Origin of the sequence: Pseudomonas sp. D3, assembly GCF_029320995.1 — a bacterium.
Classification (GTDB): domain Bacteria; phylum Pseudomonadota; class Gammaproteobacteria; order Pseudomonadales; family Pseudomonadaceae; genus Aquipseudomonas; species Aquipseudomonas paraveronii.
Genome location: NZ_CP119772.1, coordinates 3,956,668 through 3,976,164, shown reverse-complemented (window position 1 = coordinate 3,976,164; position 19,497 = coordinate 3,956,668). Strand labels below are relative to the sequence as shown.

At 62.4% G+C, this 19,497-nt stretch carries 17 protein-coding genes; 13 read left to right on the top strand and 4 right to left on the bottom strand.

Annotated elements, in window-relative coordinates:
• Positions 1–44: 44 nt before the first annotated feature.
• The 10 genes from P3S72_RS18010 to P3S72_RS17965 all read left to right on the top strand — a co-directional run bounded on the left by P3S72_RS18010 (position 45) and on the right by P3S72_RS17965 (position 13,510).
• On the top strand, positions 45–3,818 hold the full coding sequence (locus tag P3S72_RS18010; protein ID WP_276193413.1) for a nitrate reductase subunit alpha: 3,774 nt from the start codon (positions 45–47) through the stop codon (positions 3,816–3,818).
• 1 nt (position 3,819) lies between these two features.
• The gene (gene narH / locus P3S72_RS18005) at positions 3,820–5,358 is read left to right on the top strand and encodes a nitrate reductase subunit beta (RefSeq protein WP_017849323.1); all 1,539 of its coding nucleotides are present in this window, start codon (positions 3,820–3,822) and stop codon (positions 5,356–5,358) included.
• Positions 5,359–5,361: 3 nt separating this feature from the next.
• Positions 5,362–6,117 (top strand): nitrate reductase molybdenum cofactor assembly chaperone, encoded by a 756-nt coding sequence (gene narJ / locus P3S72_RS18000; RefSeq protein WP_276193411.1) that lies wholly within the window; start codon positions 5,362–5,364, stop codon positions 6,115–6,117.
• Positions 6,110–6,790 (top strand): respiratory nitrate reductase subunit gamma, encoded by a 681-nt coding sequence (narI, locus tag P3S72_RS17995; protein ID WP_247404564.1) that lies wholly within the window; start codon positions 6,110–6,112, stop codon positions 6,788–6,790. The genes narJ and narI overlap by 8 nt, the downstream gene beginning before the upstream one ends.
• A 10-nt stretch (positions 6,791–6,800) precedes the next feature.
• Complete coding sequence (locus P3S72_RS17990; protein WP_276193410.1) at positions 6,801–7,727, top strand: peptidylprolyl isomerase; 927 nt, start codon at positions 6,801–6,803, stop codon at positions 7,725–7,727.
• A 1-nt stretch (position 7,728) separates the two neighbouring features.
• On the top strand, positions 7,729–8,715 hold the full coding sequence (moaA, locus tag P3S72_RS17985; protein ID WP_276193409.1) for a GTP 3',8-cyclase MoaA: 987 nt from the start codon (positions 7,729–7,731) through the stop codon (positions 8,713–8,715).
• A 225-nt stretch (positions 8,716–8,940) separates the two neighbouring features.
• A complete protein-coding gene (locus tag P3S72_RS17980; protein WP_276193408.1) occupies positions 8,941–10,941 on the top strand; it encodes a ribonucleoside triphosphate reductase in 2,001 nt (666 codons plus the stop codon).
• Between the two features lie 31 nt (positions 10,942–10,972).
• The gene (nrdD, locus tag P3S72_RS17975; RefSeq protein ID WP_017849317.1) at positions 10,973–11,128 is read left to right on the top strand and encodes an anaerobic ribonucleoside-triphosphate reductase; all 156 of its coding nucleotides are present in this window, start codon (positions 10,973–10,975) and stop codon (positions 11,126–11,128) included.
• A complete protein-coding gene (locus tag P3S72_RS17970) occupies positions 11,125–11,820 on the top strand; it encodes an anaerobic ribonucleoside-triphosphate reductase activating protein (RefSeq protein ID WP_276193407.1) in 696 nt (231 codons plus the stop codon). Before nrdD ends, P3S72_RS17970 begins: the two co-directional genes overlap by 4 nt.
• Positions 11,821–11,890: 70 nt before the next feature.
• Positions 11,891–13,510 (top strand): methyl-accepting chemotaxis protein, encoded by a 1,620-nt coding sequence (locus P3S72_RS17965; protein ID WP_276193406.1) that lies wholly within the window; start codon positions 11,891–11,893, stop codon positions 13,508–13,510.
• A gap of 802 nt (positions 13,511–14,312) precedes the next feature.
• Here the strand turns inward: P3S72_RS17965 and P3S72_RS17960 are convergent.
• Genes P3S72_RS17960 through P3S72_RS17945 form a run of 4 tightly spaced genes read right to left on the bottom strand, consistent with a single transcriptional unit; the run spans position 14,313 to position 17,370 of the window.
• Positions 14,313–15,665, bottom strand: coding sequence for a 4Fe-4S binding protein (locus P3S72_RS17960; protein WP_276193405.1), 1,353 nt, complete (start codon positions 15,663–15,665; stop codon positions 14,313–14,315).
• Complete coding sequence (locus P3S72_RS17955) at positions 15,662–16,501, bottom strand: FTR1 family protein (RefSeq protein WP_276193404.1); 840 nt, start codon at positions 16,499–16,501, stop codon at positions 15,662–15,664. Before P3S72_RS17955 ends, P3S72_RS17960 begins: the two co-directional genes overlap by 4 nt.
• Positions 16,502–16,516: 15 nt before the next feature.
• Entirely contained in the window at positions 16,517–16,840 is a 324-nt protein-coding gene (locus P3S72_RS17950) for a cupredoxin domain-containing protein (protein WP_276193403.1), read from the bottom strand.
• Positions 16,840–17,370, bottom strand: a complete 531-nt coding sequence (locus P3S72_RS17945) for an iron transporter (protein WP_276193402.1) — start codon at positions 17,368–17,370, stop codon at positions 16,840–16,842. The genes P3S72_RS17950 and P3S72_RS17945 overlap by 1 nt, the downstream gene beginning before the upstream one ends.
• Positions 17,371–17,549: 179 nt before the next feature.
• Here P3S72_RS17945 and P3S72_RS17940 point away from each other — a divergent pair, with 179 nt between their 5' ends.
• The 3 genes from P3S72_RS17940 (at position 17,550) to P3S72_RS17930 (ending at position 19,479) form a co-directional block, all read left to right on the top strand.
• Complete coding sequence (locus tag P3S72_RS17940) at positions 17,550–17,759, top strand: DUF3079 domain-containing protein (RefSeq protein WP_276193401.1); 210 nt, start codon at positions 17,550–17,552, stop codon at positions 17,757–17,759.
• A 112-nt stretch (positions 17,760–17,871) separates the two neighbouring features.
• Positions 17,872–18,078, top strand: coding sequence for a PLD nuclease N-terminal domain-containing protein (locus P3S72_RS17935; protein ID WP_247406845.1), 207 nt, complete (start codon positions 17,872–17,874; stop codon positions 18,076–18,078).
• 240 nt (positions 18,079–18,318) lie between these two features.
• Positions 18,319–19,479, top strand: coding sequence for an alpha-hydroxy acid oxidase (locus tag P3S72_RS17930; RefSeq protein ID WP_276193400.1), 1,161 nt, complete (start codon positions 18,319–18,321; stop codon positions 19,477–19,479).
• Positions 19,480–19,497 lie beyond the last annotated feature (18 nt).

Genomic DNA, 19,497 nt, shown 5'->3' with positions numbered 1-19,497 from the left:
CGCGGGGCAACGCACCCCGCAGCACGCCTGATGAGGAAAGCACCATGAGTCACTTATTGGATCAACTGCGGTTCTTCAACCGCAAACAAAACGAATTCTCCGACGGCCACGGTGAGACTCGCAAAGAGTCCCGTGACTGGGAAAACGTCTACCGTTCGCGCTGGCAGTACGACAAGATCGTGCGTTCCACCCACGGCGTGAACTGCACCGGCTCCTGCTCGTGGAAGATCTACGTGAAGAACGGCCTGATTACCTGGGAAACCCAGCAGACCGACTACCCGCGCACCCGCAACGACCTGCCCAACCACGAACCTCGTGGCTGCCCGCGTGGTGCGAGCTACAGCTGGTACATCTATAGTGCCAACCGGCTCAAGTACCCGAAGATCCGCAAGCCGCTGCTCAAACTGTGGCGTGAAGCGCGCCAGACCCTGGCGCCGGTGGAAGCCTGGGCGAGCATTGTCGAGGACAAGGTCAAGGCCGACGCCTACAAGAGCAAGCGCGGCATGGGCGGTTTCATTCGCTCGAACTGGGAGGAGGTGAATGAAATCATCGCCGCCTCCAACGTCTACACCATCAAGCAATACGGCCCGGACCGCATCGTCGGCTTCTCGCCGATCCCGGCCATGTCCATGGTCAGCTACGCGGCGGGTTCGCGTTACCTGTCGCTGATCGGCGGTGTGTGCCTGAGCTTCTACGACTGGTACTGCGACCTGCCACCGGCCTCGCCGATGGTGTGGGGCGAGCAGACCGACGTGCCGGAATCGGCCGACTGGTACAACTCCAACTACATCATCGCCTGGGGTTCGAACGTTCCGCAGACCCGTACCCCGGACGCGCACTTCTTCACCGAGGTGCGCTACAAGGGCACCAAGACCGTGGCGATCACCCCCGACTATTCGGAAGTGGCCAAGCTCACCGACCTGTGGCTCAACCCCAAGCAGGGCACCGACGCCGCGCTGGCCCAGGCCTTCAACCATGTGATCTTCAAAGAATTTCACCTGGACAAGCCGAGCGCCTACTTCACCGACTACGCCAAGCGCTTCACCGACTTGCCGGTGCTGGTGATGCTCAAGCCCATGACCGGTTTCGCCCCGGGTGCAGGCTACCAGCCGGACCGCTTCCTGCGCGCCTCGGACCTCACCGGCAACCTCGGCCAGGACAACAACCCGGAATGGAAAACCATCGCCCTCGACGAGAGCGGCGAACTGGTCTCACCGCAAGGCTCCATCGGCTATCGCTGGGGCGAGAAGGGCAAGTGGAACATCCTCGCCAAAGAGGGCGGCGAAGGCCGCGCGATCGACCTGAAACTCAGCCTGATCGGTGACGACGTCGCCGAAGTCGCGTTCCCGTATTTTGCCGGCGAAGTCCAGGAGCATTTCCAGCACGTGGCCGGCGAGGCGGTGCAGTACCGCCGCGTGCCGGTGCACAACGTGACCCTGGCCGACGGCAGTGTGGCCAAGGTGGCGACCGTGTTCGACCTGTCGGCGGCCAACCTGGCCATCGACCGTGGCCTGGGCGGCCACAACGTGGCCAAGGACTACGACGACGCCAGCGTGCCGGGCACCCCGGCGTGGCAGGAAGCGATCACCGGCGTCAGCCGCGAGAAAGCCATCCAGATCGCCCGTGAGTTCGCCGACAACGCCGACAAGACCAAGGGCCGCTCGATGATCATCGTCGGCGCGGCGATGAATCACTGGTACCACATGGACATGAACTACCGCGGGCTGATCAACATGCTCATGCTCTGCGGTTGCGTCGGCCAGACCGGCGGCGGCTGGGCCCACTACGTCGGCCAGGAAAAACTGCGCCCGCAATGCGGCTGGCTGCCCCTGGCCTTCGGCCTCGACTGGAACCGCCCACCGCGCCAGATGAACGGCACCAGCTTCTTCTACGGCCACAGTTCGCAATGGCGCCACGAGAAAATGAGCATGCACGATGTGCTCTCGCCTCTGGCCGACAAGTCGCAGTTCCCCGAACACGCGCTGGACTACAACATCCGCGCCGAACGCGCCGGCTGGTTGCCCAGCGCGCCGCAGCTCAACACCAACCCGCTGCATATCTGCCGTGAGGCGGCCGCAGCCGGCATGACGCCGAAAGACTACGTGGTCAAGTCCTGGCAGGACGGCAGCCTGCGCTTTGCCTGCGAACAGCCGGACAGCCCGGTGAACTTCCCGCGCAACATGTTCATCTGGCGCTCCAACCTGCTCGGTTCGTCGGGCAAGGGCCATGAGTACATGCTCAAGTACCTGTTGGGCACCAAGAACGGCGTGATGAACGAAGACATCGGCCACAGCACCGAGTGCAAACCGACCGAGGCCGAATGGGTCGAGGACGGCGCCATCGGCAAGCTCGACCTGGTGACCACCTTGGACTTCCGCATGTCCTCCACCTGCGTGTATTCCGACATCGTCTTGCCGACCGCCACCTGGTACGAAAAAGACGACATGAACACCTCGGACATGCACCCGTTCATCCACCCATTGTCGGCGGCTATCGACCCGGCGTGGGAATCGCGCTCCGACTGGGAAATCTACAAAGGCATCGCCAAGGCGTTCTCGGCCATGTCGGTCGGCCACTTGGGCGTGGAACAAGACCTGGTTACCGTACCGCTGATGCACGACAGCGTCGGCGAACTGGCCCAGCCGTTTGGCGGCACCGACTGGAAAAGCGCACGCGTGGCCCCGGTGCCCGGCAAGAACGCGCCGAACATTGCCGTGGTGGAACGCGACTACCCGAACATCTACAAGCAGTTCTCGTCGCTGGGCCCGATGCTGGAAAAACTCGGCAACGGCGGCAAGGGCATCAACTGGAACACCGATGAAGAAGTCGAGTTCCTCGGCGAACTCAACCATCACGAAAACGATGCCGGGATCAGCCACGGTCGGCCGAAAATCGACACGGCTATCGACGCCGCCGAGGTGATCCTGTCCCTGGCCCCGGAAACCAACGGCAAGGTCGCCTTGAAAGCCTGGGCCGCACTGTCGGAATTCACCGGCATCGACCACAGCCACCTGGCGATCTCCAAGGCCCATGAAGCGATCCGCTTCCGCGACATCCAGGCGCAACCGCGCAAGATCATCTCCAGCCCGACCTGGTCTGGTCTGGAAGACGAACACGTGAGCTACAACGCCGGCTACACCAACGTCCATGAAAACATCCCATGGCGCACCATCACCGGCCGTCAGCAGTTCTACCAGGATCACCCGTGGATGCAGGCGTTCGGCGAGCAGTTGATGAGCTACCGGCCACCGGTCAACACCAAGACCATCGAAGGGGTGAAGGGCAAGCGCAGCAATGGCGAAACCGAGATCGTGCTGAACTGGATCACCCCGCACCAGAAGTGGGGCATCCACAGCACCTACAGCGACAACCTGCTGATGCTCACCTTGAGCCGTGGCGGCCCGATTGTGTGGCTCTCGGAAATCGACGCCAAGCGCGCCGGGATCGAGGACAACGACTGGATCGAGTGCTTCAACGTCAACGGTGCACTGACCGCCCGTGCGGTGGTCAGCCAGCGCGTCAAGGAAGGCATGGTGATGATGTACCACGCCCAGGAACGCATCGTGAACGTGCCGGGTTCGGAAACCACCAAGACCCGTGGCGGCCACCACAACTCGGTAACCCGCGTGGTGCTCAAGCCGACCCACATGATCGGCGGCTATGCCCAGCAGGCTTACGGTTTCAACTACTACGGTACGGTCGGTTGCAACCGCGACGAGTTTGTCGTGGTGCGCAAAATGGCCAAGGTCGACTGGCTCGATGGTTCCACCGGCGATGACTTGCCGCGCCCATTGCCGACTGATATCGAGGAGAACTGAGATGAAGATTCGCTCACAGATCGGCATGGTCCTGAACCTGGACAAATGCATCGGCTGCCACACCTGTTCCATCACCTGCAAAAACGTCTGGACCAGCCGTGAAGGCATGGAATACGCCTGGTTCAATAACGTCGAGTCCAAGCCCGGCATCGGTTACCCCAAAGAATGGGAAAACCAGGACAAGTGGAAGGGCGGCTGGGTGCGCAACGCCAACGGCTCGATCAACCCGCGCATCGGCGGCAAGTTCCGCGTGTTGGCGAACATCTTCGCCAACCCTGACCTGCCGAGCCTGGACGACTACTACGAGCCGTTCGACTTCGACTACCAGCACCTGCACACCGCGCCTTTGGGCGAGCACCAGCCGACCGCGCGCCCGCGTTCGCTGGTGTCCGGCAAGCGCATGCAGAAAATCGAGTGGGGCCCGAACTGGGAAGAAATCCTCGGCACCGAGTTCGCCAAGCGCCGCAAGGACAAGAACTTCGACCAGATCCAGGCCGACATTTACGGCGAGTACGAAAACACCTTCATGATGTACCTGCCGCGCCTGTGCGAGCACTGCCTCAACCCGGCGTGCGCGGCCTCGTGCCCGAGCGGCGCGATCTACAAGCGTGAAGAAGACGGCATCGTGCTGATCGACCAGGAAAAGTGCCGCGGCTGGCGCATGTGCATCAGCGGCTGCCCGTACAAGAAGATCTACTTCAATTGGAAGAGCGGCAAGTCCGAGAAGTGCATCTTCTGCTACCCACGCATCGAAGCCGGCATGCCTACCGTGTGTGCCGAAACCTGCGTCGGCCGGATTCGCTACCTCGGCGTGCTGCTCTACGACGCCGACCGCATCAGCGAAGTGGCGAGCACCGCCAACGAGCAGGACCTGTACGAGAAACAGCTGGAAATCTTCCTCGACCCGAATGACCCGGCGGTGATTCGCCAGGCCCTGGCCGATGGCGTGCCGCAGTCGGTGATCGACTCGGCGCAGCGCTCACCGGTGTACAAAATGGCCGTCGATTGGAAACTCGCACTGCCGCTGCACCCGGAATACCGCACCTTGCCGATGGTCTGGTACGTGCCGCCGCTGTCGCCGATCCAGAACGCCGCAGCCGCCGGCACCGTGGGCATGAACGGGGTGATCCCGGATGTCGACAGCCTGCGCATTCCGCTGCGTTACCTGGCCAACCTGCTGACCGCCGGCGATGAAAAACCGGTCAAGCGTGCGCTCAAACGCCTGTTGGCGATGCGTGCCTACAAACGCTCCCAGCAAGTCGACGGCGTGCAGGACCTGCAAGTGCTCGAAGACGTCGGCCTGAGCGTGGAACAGGTGGAAGAGATGTACCGCTACCTGGCGATCGCCAACTACGAAGACCGCTTTGTGGTGCCGAGCGCGCACCGTGAAGACGCCATGAGCGATGCGTTCGCCGAACGCTCCGGCTGTGGTTTCAGCTTCGGCAGCGGTTGCAGCGGCAGTTCCGACACCAACATGTTCGGCGCCAAGAAGGCCAACCGCCGCGACGTGCTGAAAACCGTCCAGATCTGGGAGGACTGAGCCATGCGCATTCTTAAAGTGATTTCGTTGCTGCTGGACTACCCCACCGACACCCTGGTGAACGGCCGCGACGAACTGGAACAGGCGATTATCGAGTCGCGGGAAATCAGCCCCAAGCAGCGCGGCGCGCTGTTCGAGTTGCTCGAGCTGATCTGCGCCAATGACCTGATGGATGGCCAGGAACACTACGGCGCGTTGTTCGGCCGGGGGCGTTCGCTGTCGTTGCTGCTGTTCGAACACGTCCACGGCGAGTCTCGTGACCGTGGCCAGGCCATGGTCGACATGATGGCCCAGTACGAAGAGGCCGGGTTTGCCATCGGCGTTAAGGAGCTGCCGGACTATATCCCGCTGTACCTGGAGTTCCTCTCGACCCGCGAAGACATCGAGGCCCGCGAGGGCCTGGCGGATGTGGCGCACCTGCTGGCGTTGCTCGCCGCACGCCTGGACGAGCGCGAGAGCGCCTATGCCAGTTGCTTCCGTGCGTTGCTGCAGATCGCCGGCGCCGAGCCGCACCAGGCCGTGGCCGAGCTGCGCGCCCAGGTCGCCGCCGAGCCGCGTGACGACTCCCTCGAAGCCCTGGACAAAATCTGGGAAGAGGAAGCGGTGGACTTTATGCAGGCCGAACAACAGGACCGTTGCAGCTCGATGCCCAGCGCGCCGGGTAAAGCCCGCGAAGAAAGCGCGGTGCCGTTGCACTGGGTGGATTTTCAGCAAGAAGGGCAGGCCGCAGTGCCAGCCGCGGAGGTGGGTAATGTCTAAGTGGAATTTGCTGGTTTTCGGGGTGTACCCCTATGTCGCCCTGGCGATCTGCCTGCTGGGCAGTTGGGCGCGGTTCGACCTGTCGCAGTACACCTGGAAGGCCGGCTCCAGCCAGATGCTCAACAACCGTGGCATGCGCGTGGCGAGCAACTTCTTCCACATCGGCGTGCTGTTCGTGCTGGCCGGGCACTTCGTTGGCCTGCTGACCCCGGCGTCGGTCTATCACCATGTGATCAGCACTGAAAACAAACAGTTGCTGGCGATGGTCTCCGGCGGCGTCTTCGGCCTGCTGTGCCTGGTGGGCTTGCTGATGCTGGTCAAGCGCCGCCTGAGCGACCCGCGTGTACGTGCCACATCGAGCCCGTCGGACATCCTGATCCTGCTGGTGCTGCTCGCGCAGTTGGTGCTTGGCTTGCTGACCATCGTCGCCTCCACCGGGCATATGGACGGTTCGGTGATGGTGATGCTCGCCGACTGGGCGCAGAACGTGGTGCTGTTGCGGCCGGTGGACGCGGCGGCTTCGATCGAGCCGGTCAGCCTGATCTACAAGGCGCATGTGGCGCTGGGCTTGACCCTGTTCGTACTGTTCCCGTTTACCCGCTTGGTGCATATGGTCAGCGCGCCGATCTGGTACTTGGGGCGTCGTTATCAAATCGTGCGGCAGAAGTATTGAGGAGAACGTCATGACAACTGGATGCGGATGTGGTGGCGGTAAAGGCGGCAGCGGTGGTTGCGGCTCGTCGGTCAAAGAACCGGTGGTGGCCGAGGTTGCGGCCCCGGCGCTGTTCGAGGAACTCAAGGCACCTGAGCTGATCGCCAGCAGTGAACAGGAATGGCCGATCATCAGCGTCAACGGCGTGCCCGTCACGCCGGAGGCCATGGCCCTGGAGTTGCAATATCACCCGGCGCAAAGCCGCGAAGAGGCGGTGTATCTGGCCGCCCGTGCGCTGGTGATCCGCGAGCTGTTGCAGCAGCGGATCGCCGAGCTGGGCCTGGCGGTGGAGATCGCCGCCGGCGAGAACGAAGAAGAAGCCGCCACGCGCTTGCTGCTGGAGCGTGAGGTCAAGGTGCCCGAGTGCGACGAGGCCACCTGTGTGCGTTACTTCGAGAACAATCGCGGGCGCTTTCACAGCGCGCCGTTGCTGGCGGTGCGGCACATTCTGCTCGAATGCGCGCCGGACGACGCCGAGGCGCGCCATTTGGCGCACACCCAGGCGGAAGCCCTGCTGCTGAACCTGAAAGACCAGCCCGGCCACTTTGCCGAGCTGGCCCTGCAGTATTCGGCGTGCCCGTCCAAAGCCCAGGGCGGTTCGTTGGGCCAGGTGAGCAAGGGCCAGACCGTGCCCGAGCTGGAGCGTCAGCTGTTTACCCTGGCGCCGGGCCTGGCCGGTAAGCCGCTGGAAAGCCGTTACGGCTGGCATGTGATCAATGTCGATCAGCGCATCGAAGGCCAACCGCTGCCGTATGAGGCGGTGGCGGTGGCGATCCGCACCCAGTTGCAGCAAGGTGTGTGGCAAAAGGCATTGGTGCAGTACCTGCAAACCCTGATTGGCGCGGCGGACATTCGTGGCATCGCGCTGCAGGGCGCCGACTCGCCGCTGGTGCAGTGACATGAGCCTGGTGGATGGGGTAGGCCGTTCGATCAATTACCTGCGCTTGTCGGTGACCGACCGTTGTGATTTTCGCTGTGTGTACTGCATGGCGAAAAACATGACGTTCCTGCCGCGCCAGCAGGTGCTGACGCTGGAAGAGCTGGAACGCCTGGCCGCGCTGTTCGTCGGCCAGGGCGTGCGCAAGATCCGCCTGACCGGCGGCGAGCCGTTGATTCGTCCGGGCATTGTCGGGTTGTGCCGCAACATCGCGGCGCTGCCGGGCTTGCGCGAACTGGTGATGACCAGCAACGGCTCGCAGTTGGCACGCCTCGCGCAGCCGCTGGTGGACGCCGGGGTCAAGCGCATGAACATCAGCCTCGACAGCCTCGATGCGCAGCGCTTTCGCGCGATCACCCGCAACGGTGATCTGCGCCAGGTGCTGGACGGTATCGAGGCGGCGCGAGAGGCCGGGTTCGAGCGGGTCAAGCTCAATTGCGTGGTGATGAAAGGGCGCAACTTCGATGAAGTGCCCGCGCTGGTGCAGTACGCGATCGACCAAGGCATCGACATCAGCTTTATCGAGGAAATGCCCCTGGGCGACGTGGGCCGTTCACGCGGCGAGACGTTCTGTGCCAGTGATGAAGTGCGCGCCGTGATCGCGCGTCACCATGCCGTGCTCGACAGCACCGAAAACAGCGGCGGCCCGGCGCGCTATGTGCGCCTGGCACGGCATCCGGGGACGCGCATCGGCTTTATCTCACCCAACTCCCATAACTTCTGCGGCAGTTGCAACCGCGTGCGCATGACCGTCGAAGGGCAGTTGCTGCTGTGCCTGGGGCAGGACAACGCGGTGGACTTGCGCGCTTTGCTGCGGCGTTATCCGTTGGACGATGGGCCGTTGATCGAGGCCTTGCACAAGGGGTTGAGGGGCAAGCCGCTGCGCCATGATTTCACCGGGGCAGGCGAGGTGCAGGTGGTGCGCTTCATGAATATGAGCGGCGGTTGACTGTGGGAGGGGCGGTGCGACGATTCGACTTGCTACCGATAGCGGTGTGTCAGTCAATACATGCATGACTGATACACCGCTATCGGGAGCAAGCCCCCTCCCACATTTTGATCTTCGTTCAGACTTGACCTTGATCAATGGCAGCCGAAACGCCTAGCCGTAATATCACTGCATATTGTGTTTTAAAGATTTATTAAATCTATATGTAGTGTCTGGAGCCTTCCAATGCAAAGCATGCTCAGCCCGCTGGTCAGTAACCGCCTGCACAAACGCGACGGCAGCCTCGTTGCGTTCGACGCCGAAAAAATCCGTCAGGCGCTGATCGCCGCCGGCAATGCTACCGGCGAGTATCAGGAAGCCGAGGTCGACCTGTTGCTCGGCGCGGTATTGGCGCGGCTGCGCGGCATCGAACGGCTGGATGTGGAGCAGATCCAGGACAGCGTCGAGCGGGTGTTGATGGATGCCGGGTACTTCCTGTCGATGCGCGCTTATATCGTCTACCGCGAACAGCACGGCCGCCTGCGCCGCGATCGCAAGACCCTGGTGGAAGTCGCCACCTCGATGAACGAATACCTCGACCGTGAAGACTGGCGCGTGCAGGCCAATGCCAACCAGGGATATTCCCTGGGCGGGCTGGTGTTGAACGTGTCGGGCAAGGTCACCGCCAATTACTGGCTGGATGAGGTCTACAGCCAGCAGATCGGCCGCGCACACCGTGAGGCGGATCTGCATATCCATGACCTGGACATGCTCGCCGGCTACTGCGCCGGTTGGTCGCTGCGCTCGTTGTTGCACGAAGGCCTCAATGGCGTGCCGGGCCGCGTGGAAGCGGGGCCGCCCAAGCATTTGAGCAGTGCCCTGGGGCAGATGGTCAACTTCCTCGGCACCTTGCAAAACGAATGGGCCGGCGCTCAGGCGTTCAGCTCGTTCGATACGTATCTTGCGCCCTACGTGCGCAAGGACCAGTTGAGCTACCCCGAGGTGCGCCAGGCGGTGCAGGAGTTCATCTACAACCTCAACGTGCCGTCGCGCTGGGGCACGCAGACGCCGTTCACCAACCTGACCTTCGACTGGGTCTGCCCGGAAGACTTGCGCGAGCAGGTGCCGGTGATCGGTGGTGAGGAAATGCCGTTTGCCTATGGCGACCTGCAAACGGAAATGGAGCTGATCAACCGCGCCTACATCGAAGTGATGCAGGCCGGGGATGCCAAGGGGCGGGTGTTCACCTTCCCGATTCCGACCTACAACATCACCCATGATTTTCCCTGGGACAGCGAGAACGCCGACCGCTTGTTCGAGATGACGGCGCGCTACGGTTTGCCGTATTTCCAGAACTTCCTCAATTCCGACATGCAGCCCAACCAGGTGCGCTCCATGTGCTGTCGCCTGCAACTGGACGTGCGCGAGTTGCTCAAGCGTGGCGGCGGGCTGTTCGGTTCGGCGGAGCAGACCGGCTCCCTGGGCGTGGTGACGATCAACTGCGCGCGCCTCGGTTACCTGTTCAAGGGCGACACCAGCGGCTTGCTGCAACGCCTGGACAGCCTGATGGAAATGGCCATGGAAAGCCTGGAGGTCAAGCGCAAGGTGATCCAGCACCATATGGACGCCGGGTTGTACCCGTACACCAAGCGTTACCTGGGCACCTTGCGCAACCACTTCTCCACCATCGGCCTCAACGGCATGCACGAGATGCTGCGCAATTTCACCGATGACACGCAGGGCACGCACACCGAAGAAGGGCGCGCGTTTGCCTTGCGCCTGCTTGACCATGTGCGCGCCACCTTGCTGCGCTTTCAGGAAGAAACCGGCCACCTCTACAACCTCGAAGCCACGCCGGCGGAAGGCACCACCTACCGCTTCGCCAAGGAAGACCGCAAGCGCTACCCGGACATTCTGCAAGCCGGCAGCGTGGATGCGCCGTACTACACCAACTCGTCGCAACTGCCGGTGGGCTTTACCCAAGACCCCTTCGAAGCCCTCGAACTGCAAGACGAACTGCAATGCAAATACACCGGCGGCACCGTGCTGCACCTGTACATGGCCGAACAGATTTCCTCGGCCCAGGCCTGCAAGCAATTGGTGCGCAAAGCGCTGGGGCGTTTCCGCCTGCCGTACCTGACCGTGACCCCGACCTTCTCGATCTGCCCGGTGCACGGCTACCTCGCCGGCGAACACGAGTTCTGTCCCAAGTGCGATGAAATCCTCGCGCTTGCTGCCCAGTCCTGAACCTGTTTTTCAACCCGCAAGGAGATTCACCATGCAAACATCCCAGCCACAACGTCAGCGCTGCGAAGTCTGGACCCGGGTGATGGGTTACCACCGGCCGGTGTCCGCGTTCAACCCCGGCAAACAGTCCGAGCACAAGGAGCGTGTTCACTTTACCGAAGCGGCTTGTGCGGCCGGGCGCCAATGAGTCGAATGCTACGGGTTGGGGGCATGGTGCCCCTGACCACCCTCGACTACCCTGGCATGCTCGCCTGCGTGCTGTTCTGCCAGGGCTGCGCCTGGCGCTGTCGTTATTGCCATAACCCGGACCTGATCACACCGCGCGGAAGCGCAGAGATCGATTGGCGCCGGGTTCTGCTGTTTTTGCAGCGCCGCCAGGACCTGTTGGACGCGGTGGTGTTCAGCGGCGGTGAGCCGACCCTGCAGGAAGGCTTGCCGGCGGCGATGGACGAAGTGCGCGCCATGGGCTTTCGCGTGGGCCTGCACAGCGCGGGGATCAAGCCGGCAGGCTTTGCCAACGCGCTGCGCCATGCTGACTGGGTGGGTTTCGATGTGAAGGCCCTGGTCGAGGACTATCAAATGATCACCCAGGTCAAAGGCAGCGGCGCCGCCAATTGGCGCAGTTTGGAGACCTTGTTGGCCAGTGGCGTGGACTACGAATGCCGCACCACGGTGCATTGGCACCTGATCGACCCGACGCGCCTGTTACGCCTGGCCCAGCGATTGCAAGCCAGTGGTGTCAAGCGCTTCGCCGTGCAGATGGTACGCACGGCGAGCATGCTCGATGAGCAACTGCCGATTGCTCCGGCACAGATGGCGTTGCCGGAGTTATGGGGGCGCATGCGCGAGTTGTTTCCGGCTTTTGTATTACGAGGGTGACCGATCGCCCTCCCAGGATTTTTAAAGATGTTGCCCGTTTCGGGCCGATATTCATCAAGGAATGTTTAGAATGACGCAGTTAACCACGGCACAACGCATTGTCATCGGCTTCGCGATTGCGCCGCTGGCTCTGGTCGGTTTGGTGTTTTACGCCTTGCACGACCTGGCAACCCTCAAGCAACAATCCGAACAGATCGTGCAGCAGGACTGGCCGAGAATCGCACCGATCATGGTGATCGCCACCGGCGTGCGCGATAACGGGCGCAACACCCGCGACCTGCTGATCGACCAGGATAACCAGCCGGCCCAGGAGGCCATCGGCACCACCCGGCAGCGCATTACCCAGGCGTTCGCCACCCTCGAGCCGCTGTTCGATACCGCCGAAGGCAAGGCGGCGTATGCCGCGTTGAAAACCCATCGGGAAACCTACGTCGCGGCCTTTACCCAGGTGCAGGCGCTGATCAAGCAGGGCGCCCGCGAGCAGGGCCTGGCCCAGCTCAAACAGCAGGTAGTGCCGGCCGAACTTGACGTGTTCAAGAGCCTCGATGCGTTGATGGCTATGCAGGGCCGGCTGTTTGTCGAGCGCGAGCAAGCTGCGCAAATCCTCTACGACGATGCGCGCCGCACGATGATCGGGCTGTTGCTGCTGTGCGTGACCCTGGTCGTGGCGGCCGCCGTGATCGTCACGCGCAGCGTCACCCGACCTTTGGGCGGCGAGCCGGACGAGGTGGCGCGGGTGCTCAACCATATCGCCCAGGGCGACCTGACCATCGACGTGCCGCTGGGCAACAGTGCCGACGGCAGCGTGATGCGCAACCTGCACCGGATGCAGCAGAGTCTTAACCAGATGGTCCGGCAGATCGCCGCCTCGGTGGATGGCGTGGCCAGCTCGTCGGAAGAGTTGAGTGCGGTCAGCAGCCAGACCAGCAGCAGCCTGCAGTTGCAGGGCCAGGAAATCGAACAGGCCGCCACGGCGGTGAATGAAATGACTGCCGCCGTCGACGAAGTGGCGCGCAACGCCGTGAGCACCAGCGAAGCCTCGCGCCTGTCGGAACAGACCGCCCAGCTTGGGCGGGCGCAGGTGCAGGAAACCGTGGCCTCGATCAACACCCTGGCCACCGGCGTGGTGGAAACCTCCGAACGTATCCAGCAACTCGCCGGCCGCGTGCAAGACATCAGCGGCGTGCTGGACGTGATCCGCAGCATCGCTGACCAGACCAACCTGCTGGCCCTCAACGCCGCGATCGAAGCGGCCCGGGCCGGCGATGCCGGGCGCGGTTTTGCGGTGGTCGCCGATGAAGTGCGCGCACTGGCCCATCGTACTCAGACCTCGACCCAGGAGATCGAGCAGATGATCGGCAACATCCGCCAGGACACCGAACACGCCGTGGCCGCGATGCACGACAGCAGCGAGCGGGTGCAGACGACCTTGGGCGTGGCGCAGCGTTCGGGGGAGGCGCTGGATGAAATCACCCGGTCGATTTCGCAGATCAATGAGCGCAATTTGATGATTGCCAGCGCCACCGAAGAACAGGCACTGGTGGCGCGGGAAGTGGATCGCAACCTGGTGGGGATTCGAAACCTGTCGCAGCAGGTGTTGCAGGGAGCTTTGCATACCGAGACGGCAGGGCATGATCTGGCGGGGATGGCGGGGGAGCTGCATCAGACGGTGGCGCGGTTTAAGGTTTAAGGGGGGGATACGGTGTGCATATCCGTTATTTAGGTAACGGCGGCTATTGGTTCCGCTCTTACAGTGGGTCACTTTTGGCAAACGCCCCAAAAGTAACCAAAAGGTCTTTGCCCCACCACTCGGCACCTCGCCTGCGTTCGGCCAGCGTGGTTTACGGGGCGCCCCATATCAAAAGCCAAAGCAAAGCAAAGCAAGGCGGCCTTATAGCCTACCTGATCCTGGAAGCCTAACTCGGTCAGAAATGTGGGAGGGGGCTTGCCCCCGATAGCAGTGTGTCAGCCAATACATGCATGACTGATCCACCGCTATCGGGGGCAAGCCCCCTCCCACATTTTGATCTCCATGGATCAGATAGACCTCATTCTGCTTTGCTCTTGCTCTTGCTCTTGCTCTTGCTCTTGCTCTTGCTCTTGCTCTTGCTCTTGCTCTTGCTCTTGCTCTTGCTCTTGCTCTTGCTCTTGCTCTTGCTCTTGCTCTTGCTCTTGCTCTGGCTCTGGCTTTTGATCTTGATCTTAGGCGCCCCGTAAAACCACGCTGGCCGAACGCAGGCTTGAATCCGTGGGTAACCCGGCAGGACGCCGGGTTAGCCGTCCTGGGCCAAGGATGGCCCATGACGGCGGCCCACGGATTCAAGCCTGCGTTCGGGCACACCGAGCCTAGGCGAGGTGCCGAGTGGTGGGGCAAGAGCCCTTTGGTTACTTTGGGGCTTTTCCAAAGTGACCCGCTGTAAGAGCGGAACCATAAGCCGCCGTTACCAAAAAAACGGATATGCACTCAACCGCCATCCCCGAAAAAACGGCACTCAACCCCACCCCCAAAACTGCAACCACCACCCACCTCCCACCAACCCAACACTCACCCCCACACACAACCACCCACCCCAACGCCGCAGCCCCCCAACCCCCCGAAGCTGCCGCCACCCCAACCACAAACACCACCCAACCGCCGCCATCAACAACACCGCCCGCGCCGATTGCACCCAAGCCAACCCCAACCCCTCATACCGCAACAACTTCACCGTGGTCGCCGACAACCCGAGGAACAACCCCGCACCCCCCAAGGGCGTCAGCGTCAGTACCAGGGGCCGAAACAGCGCACGATCACCCGCCACCCGCGCCGCCAGGCGCAGCAGCAGCCAGCAGCCACCCCCCAACACCCACGAGCTCCCCCCCAGATACAGCACAATGCACACGCCATCCAACCAACTGAAGCTGTCATTGAGCTGCGGATAATGGGTCAGCAGCCACCACGGCGCGTTGTCTTGCAATGGCCACAACCAGTCATGGCTGACCAGCCACGTCGCCAGGCTTTGTTTAAGCGCGATAAACCACGGACTGACGGTCCATTGAAAAGCCCCCATCGCCAAACCGATCACACCAAACAGCAACAGGCGCGCGTCCCACACCGAGCCTTGCTGATGGGGCGCCTGCAGGATCTCCTGATTGCACGAACGGGCGATCAGGTGCACCGCGCCACGTTGCCCACTGCAGCGGCCGCAAGCGTGGCACTCGCTGGCCCCTTGCAGGCGGCGGATATCCAACAGCGGCGCACAGTTGGGCAGCGGCAGGCGCGGTGCGTCGTTGGCTTTCCAGCGTTGCTCATCCACCGCGAAATGCACCGGCGCCAGGCGGGCGAGCAGGGCGAAGACGCCGCTGACCGGGCACAGGTACCGACACCACACGCGCTTGCCGCGCACGAACAACAGGCCGGTGATCACCGCAGCGAGGGTCGAGCCGCCGAGGATCAGCAAGGCGGCCTGGGCGTAGTCATACACGCTGATCAATTGGCCATAGAGGGTGGTCAGGCAAAAGCCCAGCGTCGGCCAACCACCCCAGCGTACCCAGCGCGGAATGCCGAGGCCGCGCCCGTGCTGGCTGGCCCATTCGCTCAGGGAACCTTCCGGGCAGAGCACGCCGCACCACAGGCGCCCGAACAGCACCATCGAGAGCAACACGAACGGCCACCAAAGGCCCCAGAAGATGAATTGCGCAAGCAGCGTCAGGTTGTTCACCAGGCGTGCCTGGCTGTCCGGCAACGGCAGCAGCGCCGGCAGCACCAGCAGCACGGCGTAGATCAACACCACGGCCCATTGCACGGCACGGATCAGCCGGGCATGGCGACGCATGCCATCGCCCAGGCGCTGCAGCCAGCTCATGCGGCGTGCCGCGAGCGGCGCAGGCCGTTGCCCACCCACAGCCAATAACCGAGCAGCACCAGCACGGTCACCAGGCTCGGCGCGGCGCGGTAGCCGACAAAGTCTGCCAGCAGCGCCCCCAAGCCGTGGCTGTCACTGAGCAGGGCGCTGCTGTCCCAGCGGCTTTCACCGAAGCTGGAATAGACCCACTCGGGCATGTCCATTGCCAGCAATTGCCCGCTGATACGGTCCACGGCCGCCACCAGCAAGGCTCCGCCCAACAGCAGCAACAGCGCTTCGCTGAAGGCGAAAAACAGCGACCAGGAAATGAAGCGCCGCGTACTGCGTAACAGCAGCACCGTGAGCCCCGCCAACACCAGGCCCAGCACGCCGCCGATGGCGAACAGGTTCAGCGCCGGGCCCTGCAGACGTGCGCCGGCACCGTATAGGAACACCACGGTTTCACTGCCTTCGCGGCTCACCGCCAACAGCGCGAGCAACAGCACGCCCCATCCGCCCTGGCGGGCCAGGCGTTCATCGGCTTCGCGTACCAGGGTGTGTTTGAGCGTGGCTGCGTGGCGATGCATCCAGAACACCATCTGCACCATCAGGCTGCTGGCCAATAACGTCAGCGCCGCTTGCAGCCATTCGCCCTGGGGGCCGGTCATGGCCTCACCGGCCCACAGCATCAGGCCGGCCAAGCCTGCGGAGCAAAACAACCCCAGGACCACCCCGGCCCACAGGAAACGCCCCAGGCGCGAATGCGCGGTCTGGCGGCTGATCCAGACCTGCAGAATGCCGATCACCAGCAGCGCCTCGACGCTTTCGCGCCAGACAATAAACATCGATTGATTCATCAACGGCTTCCGGGGCTATTGGGCGAGGATGCTGCCTTCGGGCAACTGTGGGTTGAACTCGTCAAAGAACGGATACAGCCCTGGCGTGAGCGGGTGGATCACCACGAAGGTGGTCACACCGGGCGACAACACTTTCTCCACGCGCAGCGGCGTGCTCTCGAATTCGGCCGGGCCTTGGCCGAGGTTGTGCAGCACGATCTTGAAGCGCTCACCGGCCTTGACCGTGAGTTGCGGAGGGATGAAGTGGCCGTCCTGCAGGCTCAGTTCATAGGTGGGCAACGGCGCTGCCACGGCCGCGCCGCTCAGCAGCACGCTGCCCAGCAGCAGGGCGCGGCGCATCAGTAGCCGCCTTTCTTGCCGATGCCGGCGTAGACGAATTCGTAATGCACTTCGCAGCGTTCGAACCACGGTGCGACGCCGGTTTCCTTGTCGGTATGGCGGCCCAGGGACTGGTGGCCGCTGGGCGGCAATACGCTGAAGGTCAGGGTGTATTTGCCCGGGCCTTGCAGCTTGACGTTGTCGCCGTAGTGCGGCCCGTCATTGGCGACCATGGCGTGGAAATCACCGGTGATCGGCGTGTCGCTGCCTTGCTTTTTCAAGGAAAAGGCCAGGTTCAGGTACGGCACGAAACTGCCCTCCTGGAAGCCTTGGGCATTGTCCGCCGTGGCGCGTACATCGGCTTCAAGGTGGACGTCGGAGTCGGCGGTGGCGCGCATCATGCCGGCGGGCGCCATCTCGATCGGTTGCAGGTACACCGCGCCGATTTCCAACCCTGGGCAGTGCTGCGGCTCGCCGATCGGGTACTCCTTGGCGAACGCCGCAGAGGTGGACAACAGCAGGATCAGGGACACTGAAGAAGGGATACGCATGGAGGCTTCCTGACGGGGGAGGGGAGAGAACCCGAGTCTAGAAAGGTTGACCGTAAACAATAATGATTCTTGTCAAGTTTAGGCGATATTTCATGTTGCCCGACCTTGACGGCGGTCAAGGCCATCCTGCCCTGCTCAGGTTAGGTTGGCGCTATTGTTCGCCGGTAGGGAACCTCGTCATGGCCAAGCCTTTTCCGCTGCACCCCAAGCACCCCGAACGCATCTGTTGGGGCTGCGACCGCTATTGCGCCACGACCGACCTGGCCTGTGGCAACGGCGCCGACCGCACCATGCACCCGGCCGAGATGATCGGTGATGACTGGTACGAGCATGGCGACTGGGGGCTCACCCCCGAGCCATCCGCCACGGACGAGCCGTCAGCGGCCTGAGCAGCGTTTGGGTTTCGTGCCTTGAGGCTTTGACGAGGGTTTTTCGCAGCAAATTCGATGGAACCCTGAGGTCGGATGCTTGACCTAACGCATAGACCTCAGGAGGTGAACCATGCAAATCGAATATATCTGGATCGCATTGGCAGTGATTCTGCTGCTGTTGGAATTGTGGGCGATCAACATTGTATTGCGCAGCACCAGCGGCTGGGAGACCAAGGGGTTGTGGTTGGTGGTCCTGATCTTTGTGCCGTTGCTGGGGCTGATCGCCTGGGTGATGGCGGGGCCCAAGCGAGAGATGCAGGAACCGCGTAAAAGCTAGGTGATATCCGCAAAAAACAGGCGCCGATGGGCTAATGCTGGTCAGTTAAGCGATAGAGCAGGTAACCGCTAACCCGTGGCGAGGGAGCGTTCTTCCTTAACTGACTGGCATTACGCCGATGGGCGCCTGTTTGCATTCAAGGCCGGCCGCTGTAGTCAGCCGTCGATATAAACGCAATGACTGGTTGTACGGCCGATGGGCGGTTACTCTTCCTACTCAGTTCAGGGAGAGGTAACCCCGATGTCGTTGATCACAACCATCGAAGACTTACGCAAGCTGGCGCAAAAACGCGTTCCAAGGATGTTTTACGACTACGCCGATTCCGGTTCTTGGACTGAAAGCACTTACCGGGCAAATGAAAGCGATTTTGCCCAGATCAAATTCCGCCAACGGGTGGCGCGCAATATCGATGAGCGCTCGATCCGCGCCACCATGATCGGCCAGGACATGGCCATGCCGGTCGCCCTGGCGCCCACTGGCCTGGCCGGGATGCAGCATGCCGATGGTGAGATTCTCACGGCCCGCGCCGCTGCGGCCTTTGGCCTGCGCTACACCTTGTCGACCATGAGCATTTGCTCCCTGGAAGACATCGCCGAACAGGTCGGCCAGCCGTTCTGGTTTCAACTCTATGTGATGCGCGACCGCGCCTTTATCGAACAGTTGATCGAGCGCGCCAAGGCCGCGGGTGTCGATGCGTTGGTGTTGACGCTGGACCTGCAGATCCTCGGGCAACGCCACAAGGACCTGATCAACGGCCTATCGGCGCCACCCAGGCTGACCCTGCCAAATATCCTCAACATGATGACCAAGCCGCGCTGGGTGATGGGCATGCTCGGCACCAAGCGCCATGGCTTCGGCAATATCGTTGGGCATGTCAAAGGCGTGGCCGACATGAGTTCGCTGTCGTCGTGGACCGCCCAGCAATTCGACCCGCGCCTGAGCTGGGACGATGTGGAGTGGATCAAGAAGTGCTGGGGCGGCAAGCTGATCATCAAGGGCATCCTCGATGTGGAAGATGCGCGCCTGGCCGCGAATGCCGGCGCCGATGCGTTGGTGGTGAGCAATCACGGTGGTCGTCAGCTGGATGGCGCGCCGTCGAGCATCAGCCAATTGCCGGCGATCGTCGAGGCGGTGGGCGAACGTATTGAAGTGTGGCTCGATGGCGGTATCCGTTCCGGCCAGGACGTGCTCAAGGCGATGGCATTGGGCGCCAAAGGCACCATGATCGGTCGCCCGCATTTGTACGGTTTGGGCGCGATGGGTGAAGTGGGGGTGACCAAGGCGCTCGAGATCATCGCCCGCGAGTTGGACGTGTCGATGGCGCTGTGCGGGTATAACGATATACGCAATGTGAATCGCGATATTTTGCTGCCTGGCACCTTTCCCCAAGGTGCGGGTTGAGCAAAAAAATCGTAAAAA

Bases quoted from the DNA above. Each gene is read 5' to 3' on its own strand.
- P3S72_RS18010 (WP_276193413.1), top strand. From the start codon at position 45: ATGAGTCACTTATTGGATCAACTGCGGTTCTTCAACCGCAAACAAAAC.
- narH (WP_017849323.1), top strand. From the start codon at position 3,820: ATGAAGATTCGCTCACAGATCGGCATGGTCCTGAACCTGGACAAATGC.
- narJ (WP_276193411.1), top strand. From the start codon at position 5,362: ATGCGCATTCTTAAAGTGATTTCGTTGCTGCTGGACTACCCCACCGAC.
- narI (WP_247404564.1), top strand. From the start codon at position 6,110: ATGTCTAAGTGGAATTTGCTGGTTTTCGGGGTGTACCCCTATGTCGCC.
- P3S72_RS17990 (WP_276193410.1), top strand. From the start codon at position 6,801: ATGACAACTGGATGCGGATGTGGTGGCGGTAAAGGCGGCAGCGGTGGT.
- moaA (WP_276193409.1), top strand. From the start codon at position 7,729: ATGAGCCTGGTGGATGGGGTAGGCCGTTCGATCAATTACCTGCGCTTG.
- P3S72_RS17980 (WP_276193408.1), top strand. From the start codon at position 8,941: ATGCAAAGCATGCTCAGCCCGCTGGTCAGTAACCGCCTGCACAAACGC.
- nrdD (WP_017849317.1), top strand. From the start codon at position 10,973: ATGCAAACATCCCAGCCACAACGTCAGCGCTGCGAAGTCTGGACCCGG.
- P3S72_RS17970 (WP_276193407.1), top strand. From the start codon at position 11,125: ATGAGTCGAATGCTACGGGTTGGGGGCATGGTGCCCCTGACCACCCTC.
- P3S72_RS17965 (WP_276193406.1), top strand. From the start codon at position 11,891: ATGACGCAGTTAACCACGGCACAACGCATTGTCATCGGCTTCGCGATT.
- P3S72_RS17960 (WP_276193405.1), bottom strand. From the start codon at position 15,665: ATGAGCTGGCTGCAGCGCCTGGGCGATGGCATGCGTCGCCATGCCCGG.
- P3S72_RS17955 (WP_276193404.1), bottom strand. From the start codon at position 16,501: ATGAATCAATCGATGTTTATTGTCTGGCGCGAAAGCGTCGAGGCGCTG.
- P3S72_RS17950 (WP_276193403.1), bottom strand. From the start codon at position 16,840: ATGCGCCGCGCCCTGCTGCTGGGCAGCGTGCTGCTGAGCGGCGCGGCC.
- P3S72_RS17945 (WP_276193402.1), bottom strand. From the start codon at position 17,370: ATGCGTATCCCTTCTTCAGTGTCCCTGATCCTGCTGTTGTCCACCTCT.
- P3S72_RS17940 (WP_276193401.1), top strand. From the start codon at position 17,550: ATGGCCAAGCCTTTTCCGCTGCACCCCAAGCACCCCGAACGCATCTGT.
- P3S72_RS17935 (WP_247406845.1), top strand. From the start codon at position 17,872: ATGCAAATCGAATATATCTGGATCGCATTGGCAGTGATTCTGCTGCTG.
- P3S72_RS17930 (WP_276193400.1), top strand. From the start codon at position 18,319: ATGTCGTTGATCACAACCATCGAAGACTTACGCAAGCTGGCGCAAAAA.